The sequence below is a fragment of the Endozoicomonas sp. genome (genome assembly GCF_051008435.1).
Lineage (GTDB): Bacteria > Pseudomonadota > Gammaproteobacteria > Pseudomonadales > Endozoicomonadaceae > Endozoicomonas_A.
On record NZ_JBPCXO010000177.1, the window covers coordinates 1 to 7,909 of the forward strand.

At 49.4% G+C, this 7,909-nt stretch carries 6 protein-coding genes; 5 read left to right on the forward strand and 1 reads right to left on the reverse strand.

The window, feature by feature from the left end:
* Positions 1-109 (forward strand): zinc ribbon domain-containing protein (locus tag ACR2PX_RS08675; protein WP_433997355.1); only part of this gene is annotated, 109 nt, incomplete at its 5' end.
* 18 nt (positions 110-127) lie between these two features.
* Positions 128-685, forward strand: coding sequence for a LysE family translocator (locus ACR2PX_RS08680; protein ID WP_433998964.1), 558 nt, complete (start codon positions 128-130; stop codon positions 683-685).
* 141 nt (positions 686-826) lie between these two features.
* Here ACR2PX_RS08680 and ACR2PX_RS08685 read toward each other — a convergent pair whose 3' ends face one another.
* A complete protein-coding gene (locus ACR2PX_RS08685) occupies positions 827-2,296 on the reverse strand; it encodes a NarK family nitrate/nitrite MFS transporter (protein WP_433998965.1) in 1,470 nt (489 codons plus the stop codon).
* Positions 2,297-2,729: 433 nt separating this feature from the next.
* Here ACR2PX_RS08685 and nirB point away from each other — a divergent pair, with 433 nt between their 5' ends.
* Genes nirB through ACR2PX_RS08700 form a run of 3 tightly spaced genes read left to right on the forward strand, consistent with a single transcriptional unit; the run spans position 2,730 to position 6,954 of the window.
* Positions 2,730-5,264: a nitrite reductase large subunit NirB gene (nirB, locus tag ACR2PX_RS08690; protein WP_433998966.1), complete on the forward strand. Its 2,535-nt coding sequence runs from the start codon at positions 2,730-2,732 to the stop codon at positions 5,262-5,264.
* Between the two features lie 24 nt (positions 5,265-5,288).
* Positions 5,289-5,651, forward strand: coding sequence for a nitrite reductase small subunit NirD (gene nirD, locus ACR2PX_RS08695; protein ID WP_433998967.1), 363 nt, complete (start codon positions 5,289-5,291; stop codon positions 5,649-5,651).
* Between the two features lies 1 nt (position 5,652).
* Complete coding sequence (locus tag ACR2PX_RS08700; RefSeq protein ID WP_433998968.1) at positions 5,653-6,954, forward strand: NAD(P)/FAD-dependent oxidoreductase; 1,302 nt, start codon at positions 5,653-5,655, stop codon at positions 6,952-6,954.
* The last annotated feature ends 955 nt before the right edge of the window (positions 6,955-7,909 follow it).

Consider the following 7,909-nt stretch of genomic DNA (forward strand, 5'->3'; position numbering starts at 1 on the left):
ATGGGTCTGTTCAGAGTGCGGAGCTGAACATCTGCGTGACGTAAACGCAGCAAGAAACATTCTTGCGGTCGGGCATGACCGTCTAGCTGTAGGAATTCCCGTCCTTTAGGGCGGGGAGGATGTCAAGGTGTCTAACGCCATGCGCCATGGGGTTGTTCGATCTTATCCGGCCTTTTTAGGGGGAACGTTTGCTTCGTTACTCTACCTGATTATCTCCGCTACAGGTCTGGGTGCTCTTCTTACTGCTTCTGAAAATCTGTTCATGTTGCTGAAAGTATTGGGTGCTGTGTATCTGGTTTATCTGGGTGTTACAACGATCAGAAAGTCGATAACCCAACCCACCAAAGTCAGTGACGGTATGGGTGCTGACACGACCCCTGAATTTACCCGCTTGTTTAAAAAAGCGTTCTTGCTTGGAGCCAGTAACCCGAAAGACATTATTTTCTTTATGGCGTTCTTGCCGCAGTTTATTCAAAGCGGTCAGGACCTTTTGCCGCAAATAGTGATCATCGTCATCACCTGGGTCGTCGTTGATCTGATGTGCAAACTTCTTTATGGGCTATTGGCGAAATCAGTGAAGCCACTGCTGAATACTGAGAAGAGTCTATTACTGTTTGATCGATCGACGGGTGGACTCTATATCCTGGCAGGGATTGCAGCGGCACTGATTGTTAAACAGCCATGAGCCGGAAATACCGCTCTCCTCGAACCATGAAAATGACTACAGAACCTGAAGTAGCGGTATTTTCATAGTAAATAGTCAGAAACATTTTGATATTAACCGTTAGACATCAGTGGCCCATTAAGGGTCACTGATGTTATCTGGTCAGGTCACGTCAATCATGGTGACACTGCCATCGGGCATCACTTCGGCAATCTGGCCTTTGGGTTCTTCCATCAGGAACAAGGTGATGAAGCCCAGCACTGCTGTGCCGGCAATAACCATGAAGAAAGTAGAGTAGTCGACCAGGGACAGAACGGTCAGGTAGAACACTGCGCCTACGTTGCCATAGGCTCCGGTCATACCGGCAATCTGGCCAGTCAGACGACGCTTGATCAATGGTACGGCAGCAAATACTGCGCCTTCACCGGCCTGCACAAAGAAAGAGCAGGCCATAGCAGCCACCACAGCCAGAGCCAGAGGCCAGCTGGAATCAATGATACTCATCATGTAGTAACCACCGGCCAGACCTGCCGTCAGAACCAGCAGAGTAATCTTGCGACCAAACTTGTCACTCAGTAATCCTCCACCCGGGCGAGACATCAGGTTCATAAAGGCGTAAGCAGAAGCCACCAGACCCGCCATGACCGGATCCAGTTCAAAGGTATCGGCGAAGAACAGGGGTAGCATGGAAATCACCGCCAGTTCAGAGCCAAAGGTAGCGAAGTAGAGCACATTCAGAACAGCCACTTGTTTGAACTGATACTGGTGAATGGCAGGAACAGGCTCGGAGAAAATGTGTTTGTTAACCTGCCAGACTTTCCAGGAATCAAACAGGTAGATAGCAGCCAGAGCAATATAGATAGCATTAACAATCTCGCCACTCAACATGGAAACGCCCTTGGGAGAAAGCTTCCAGGCCAGCAGGGCAAGAGCCGCGTACATTGGGATTTTCATGATCAGCAGCAGGGCAAAGTCGCCTTTGCTGGTGACTTCCATAGCGCCAACATTCTTCGGACGGAAGTAAGTAGAGCCTTTTGGGGTGTCAGTGACGTTCTTGTAAAAGACAACACTGAACAGCAGAGAAATAACACCGGTCAGGCCGATGGCATAACGCCAGCCGTCGTCGCCACCGAAAATCAGGGCAATTGTCGGCAGAGACATGGCAGCAGCGGCTGAACCAAAGTTACCCCAGCCACCATAAATGCCTTCGGCTGCACCCAGCTGACGAGCAGGGAACCATTCCGACACCAGACGAATACCCACTACGAAACCGGCACCAATGCTACCCAGCAGGAAGCGGGCAATGGCTGCCTGATTGAAGTCATCGGCCAAGGCGTACATAAAGCAGGGAATACTGCAGATCGCTAAAAGTCCGGAGTAGACTTTTCTGGGGCCATATACGTCGGTCAGCATGCCAATAATGACACGGGCTGGAATGGTGAGTGCCACGTTGAGGATCAACAGTGTCTTCAATTCTTCACGGGTCAGCCCCAGGGATTCTGAAATGGCCAGGGCTAAGGGGGCGTGGTTAAACCAGACCACGAAGCTGATAAAGAAGGCAATCCAGCTGAGATGCAGAATCTTGGTTTTCCCGGTAAAGGAAAACAGGTTGAAGGAATCGGGATTGCTCATACAAACTCCTTGTTTGTGATAATTCTTATGTGAGCCGATTTTTTAACTCTATAGGCAAACATCAGGCCAACCTGCTCAATGCACTGATTTGATCTGCATTTTTATTCGTTTTTAATGAAAAAAGCGTCTTCTCTTCCCTTATATAAAGGGGCTAAGTTTCTCAAATTATGCAAATACTCACCAAAAAGGTGCCTGTTGGCTGTCTGCTATTTCTTGTGTGCGCCATTTTTGTGCACGCGTCTTAAACGGTTTTATAGAAACCCCTGCGTTTATAGGGTTTTGAAAGTGGGCACGACAGTTGCATAAGAGTCTGCAACAAGAAAAGAGGCTGCTTTCCAAACAGTCTCTAAGAACAAAGTCTTGAGTGGAGACGGCTTGCTGCATAGATGCAGGTACCGCAGTCGAATACTTCACACAGAAGAGGATGTCCGAGATGAGCAGGAAAGAAACACTGGTGGTAGTCGGTAACGGCATGGTTGGTCACCGCTTTCTGGAAAAGCTGGTAGATGCAGGTGGCCTTGAGCGTTACGACGTGAAGGTGTTTGGTGAGGAAGTCCGTCCTGCCTATGACCGGGTTCATCTCAGTGAGTATTTCAGCGGTCGCTCAGCAGAAGACCTTTCTATGGTGTCTGAAGGCTTTTATGAACAGGAAGGTATTCAGCTGATTCTGAATGAAGCCATTACTTCGATAGACCGTGAGTCCTGTGAGGTACAAACGGCCAGCGGCAACACTCAAAAATATGATCAGCTGGTACTGGCTACGGGTTCCTATCCTTTTGTGCCTCCCGTGCCAGGACATGACCGCGAAAACTGTTTTGTTTATCGCACCATCGAAGATCTGGAGGCCATTAAAGAAGCGGCCCGTAACAGCAAAGTGGGCGCCGTTGTCGGTGGTGGTCTGCTGGGTCTGGAAGCCGCTAAAGCACTGAAAGATCTGGGGCTGGAAACGCACGTTGTTGAATTTGCCCCTCGCCTGATGGCGGTTCAGGTGGACGATGGTGGCGGTGCCATGCTCAGGCGCAAGATTGAAAGTCTGGGCGTTACCATTCATACCTCTAAAAACACTCAGCAGATTGTGGATGGCGAAGGTGCCGTTCACCAGATGCAGTTTGCCGACGGCGAACAACTTAATACCGATATTGTGCTCTTTTCTGCCGGTATACGTCCCCGTGATGAACTGGCGAAAAGCACGGGTCTGGAACTGGGCGAGCGTGGCGGTGTTGTCATTGATAACGACTGTCGTACATCGGATCAGCGTATTTTTGCCATTGGTGAGTGTGCCCTCTGGAGTGGCCGCATCTTTGGTCTGGTAGCGCCGGGCTATCAAATGGGTCAGGTGGTTGTTAACCAGTTAACCGGTCAGAGCGGTAATGCGTTTACCGGTGCTGATATGAGTACCAAGCTGAAACTCATGGGTGTGGATGTCGCCAGTATTGGTGATGCTCATGGCAATACTGAAGGTAACCTGAGTTATCAGCTGATCGATGAAGAAAAAGAAGTTTATAAAAAGCTGGTGGTGTCCAAGAACAAGAAAAAAGTATTGGGCGCTGTACTGGTAGGGGATGCTGAAGAGTATGGCAACCTGCTGCAGATGATGTTGAACGACATGCGTCCACCGGAAAATCCAGCTGAACTGATTCTGCCTCATACCGACGGTTCTGCTTCAAGTGGCCTCGGTGTAGCGGCACTGCCCGAAACCGCACAAATCTGTTCCTGCTACGACGTCAGCAAAGGGGATCTGGTGAGTGCCGTGGCCGGTGGTTGCATGGACATGGGCGCGCTGAAAGCCGAAACCAGTGCCGGTACGGGCTGTGGTGGCTGTACAGCATTGGTCAAGCAGGTTCTGGATCATGAACTGACCGAGTTGGGTGTTGAGGTCAAAAAAGATATTTGCGAACACTTCCCTCATTCCAGGCAGGAACTTTACCACCTGGTTCGTGTGGGTGAACTCAAGTCGTTCAATGAAGTTCTGGAAAAGCATGGCAAGGGGCGTGGCTGCGATATTTGCAAACCTACCGTTGGTTCGGTTCTGGCCTCCTGCTGGAATGAATATGTCTTGAAAGATCAACATGCCCAGGTGCAGGACACCAACGATTATTTCCTCGGTAACATGCAGAAAGACGGTACTTACTCCATTGTGCCCAGAGTGCCGGGTGGTGAAATTACACCTGAAAAGTTGATCACCATTGGTGAGGTGGGCCGCGACTTTAATCTCTACACAAAAATTACCGGTGGCCAGCGTATCGATTTGTTTGGTGCCCGGGTAGAGCAGTTACCGGAAATCTGGAAGCGTCTGGTGGATGCCGGTTTTGAAACCGGTCATGCCTACGGTAAATCACTGCGTACCGTTAAATCCTGTGTCGGCAGTACCTGGTGTCGTTATGGCGTATTGGACAGCGTCAGCATGGCGATTGCAGTTGAAAACAGGTATCGGGGAGTACGTTCTCCCCACAAGATCAAAATGGCTGTTTCCGGCTGTACCCGTGAATGCGCGGAAGCCCAGAGTAAGGATGTGGGCGTAATCGCCACTGAAAAAGGCTGGAATCTCTACCTGTGCGGTAATGGTGGAATGAAACCTCGCCACGCTGACTTGTTTGCCACAGAGTTGGATGACGAAACCCTGGTTAAAACCATAGATCGCTTCCTGATGTTCTACATCCGTACGGCTGATCGTCTACAGCGGACCTCCGTGTGGATGGAAAACCTGGAAGGAGGACTGGATTATCTGCGTGAAGTGATCATCGAAGACAGCCTGGGACTCTGCCAGGAGCTGGAAGATGAGATGACCTATCTGGTGGGCACTTATCAGTGCGAATGGAAAACCACGATCGAAGATCCTCAAAAGCTCAAGCGTTTCAATCAATTTGTTAACAGTGATAAAAGCGACAGCAACGTAGTGTTTGTGACCGAGCGTGATCAGATACGTCCGGCTACTCATGATGAAAAAATTGCTCTGAAGCAGCTGTAAACAAACGAAAAGGAGACTTTAACAATGACTCAGCCTACAGCCAATAAAGGTTGGACAACCGTTTGCAGTGAGAGTGATCTTATTCCTAATCTTGGAGTTTGTGCTCTGGTCGAAGGCGTTCAGATTGCCCTGTTTAAAGTAGACGACCGAGTTTATGCATTGGATAACCATGACCCTTTCAGTCAGGCTAATGTTATTTCCCGTGGCTTGGTGGGTGATCTGGAAGGTCGACTGGTCGTAGCGTCGCCCATCTATAAACAGCACTTTGAATTAAGCACCGGTCAGTGCCTTGAAGATGAGAGCGTTGAGCTGAATGTCTACCCCGTGGAAGTGGTGGACCAGAAAGTTCAGGTGTCACTGACATCGGTTACCGAAGAGGCAGCCTGATATGACAGCGGCATTGCAGGCCAAGAGCCCTCAGCCAGTAGAAAGTAGCCCTCAGCCAGTAGAAAGTAGTCGTCAGTCGTCCACGAGAAAGCTGCTGGTGGTAGGCAATGGTATGGGCTCGGTCCGCTTTCTTGAAAAGCTGGCTGAGCAGAGTGACCATCAGTATCAGGTTACGGTGCTTTCTGAAGAACCCTGCCCGGGTTACAACCGAATCCAGTTATCGAAGTTGCTGGCAGGCAGTGTCGATCTTCAGGGTATTCAGCTTCAGCCAGAGTCCTGGTATCAGGATCAGAAAATCAGTTTGTTGTCAGGCAGTGACTATCGGGTCAGTGATCTGGACCTTGAATCGAAAAAGGTCGCCACTGAGGGTGGGCAGAGCTTTGATTACGACCATCTGGTTCTGGCAACAGGCTCTCTTCCCAATCGAATTCCTGTCGCCGGCGCGGACCTGGAAGGCGTGATGGCTTTCAGAAATCTGGATGATGTTGAGCAGATGCTGACTGCGTCATCCAGTCCTGAATCCCGGGCGGTGGTGATTGGTGGCGGTTTGCTGGGGCTGGAGTGTGCCAGTGGTCTTGCCAGACGAGGCATGAAAGTCACCGTGGTTGATACCATGCCCATTCCGATGGCTCGTCAGCTGGACGAAAAGGCTGGCAAGCTTTTGCAGAGTGCTCTTGAAAAAATCGGTATTGAATTCCGCTGTAATGCCATGCTGGATTCCTATACCGGCGAAGATGGAAAAGTCACTGGCGTTCTGCTCAAAGAGGGTGAATGCCTTAAAGCTTCTCTGGTTGTGGTGACGGCCGGTGTTCGCCCCAATGTTGAATTGATCCGGGAAACCGGGCTGGAATGTGACCGGGGGATTCTGGTGAATGACCGCATGCAAACTTCTGATCCATCGGTGACGGCCATTGGTGAGTGCGTGCAGTTAAATACCAATCTGTTTGGTCTGGTAGCACCGGTTTATGGTCATGCTCAAGTGGCTGTTCATCGTTTGCTGGGGACATCGGGCGAGCGGTTTGAGCCGGTTCCGATTCCTACCAGCCTGAAAGTCGATGGTATTGATCTGTTCTCCAGCGGTCAGTTTATCGCAGAAGAGAATGATGAAGAGATCATCATTGATGCTGCCGGTGTTGGTATCTATCGCAAGCTGGTCATCAGTGGGAACAAGCTGAAGGGCGCTCTGCTGTATGGAGATGCATCCGATGGCCTCTGGTATCAGGAATTGATGGAAACAGGGCAGGATATTTCCGATATCCGGGACCGGTTGATTTTTGGTAAACGCTATCTGAGCGCGGCTTAGGAGCCTGTCGGACTTATGCTTTCGAGCATAAATTTCAGTAGAACGAGTCGAATTATTTGATGGATTCGTGAGAATAGTTGACCTATTTAATCGAATTCTTCGAATAATTGGGCCGTTCTTTCTGGAATTTAGGCCGAAATAGTCTTAAGTCCGACAGGCTCCTAGAGCGGATACGCTCACCAGTCTGCCGCAATGACGCTTTGCCGGAGTATCAAGAAAGTGGCTGAGCCCTGATGCGTTAATGGCCTGTTGAATCACTCTCTACCTCCTTGTCCAGAATGTTTGCGGTATAGGTATTAGAGGGGGTGACGGTTGATTAGTTCCTTGGTCTTAAGTCGCAATCAAAAGCATCAGAAAGCTTGTTGAGGCTGGGTGATTGCTTCCCGGCTACTGGTAATAAAAAAACCGGAATCATTTCTGATTCCGGTTCTTCAGCAACACTTATCTATTGATTAGAAGTAGTAGTTGATGCGAGCACGTACCGCCGTCAGGAGAAGTCCAGGCTGCATTGGCGGCAGAAGAGGCCAGAAGGATAGCACTCGCAATCAGAGATTTTTTCATTACTACAAAGGTCTTAATGTGTGTTTAGCAAAATGAGCTGCGGTATCGAGCCTGGAGGGGTGTTTTTAAACACTTTTATTCGGCGGCAGGAATGGATAGATACAGCAATCAGCGACTGATTGTTAAAGTCAGTCTGTGTGCGGGAATGAATGTTATTTGTAATTGCTCTGTAAGCTATTGATATAAATCAACGGATTGGATGGAGGTATGACTTTTTTACATATTCAAAAAAAGAAACTGGGGTTCAGTGTTTCTGATTTGAAATAAAGGGGGCTTTTACAGGTTGGCTGATGAAAAGTGAGGGGTTGCAACAGAAATAGCCTTCAGGAGACGATTGATTTATAAGGATCAAAATTTCTGAAGGATCAGACATGTGTGCAACACCCTCACTACG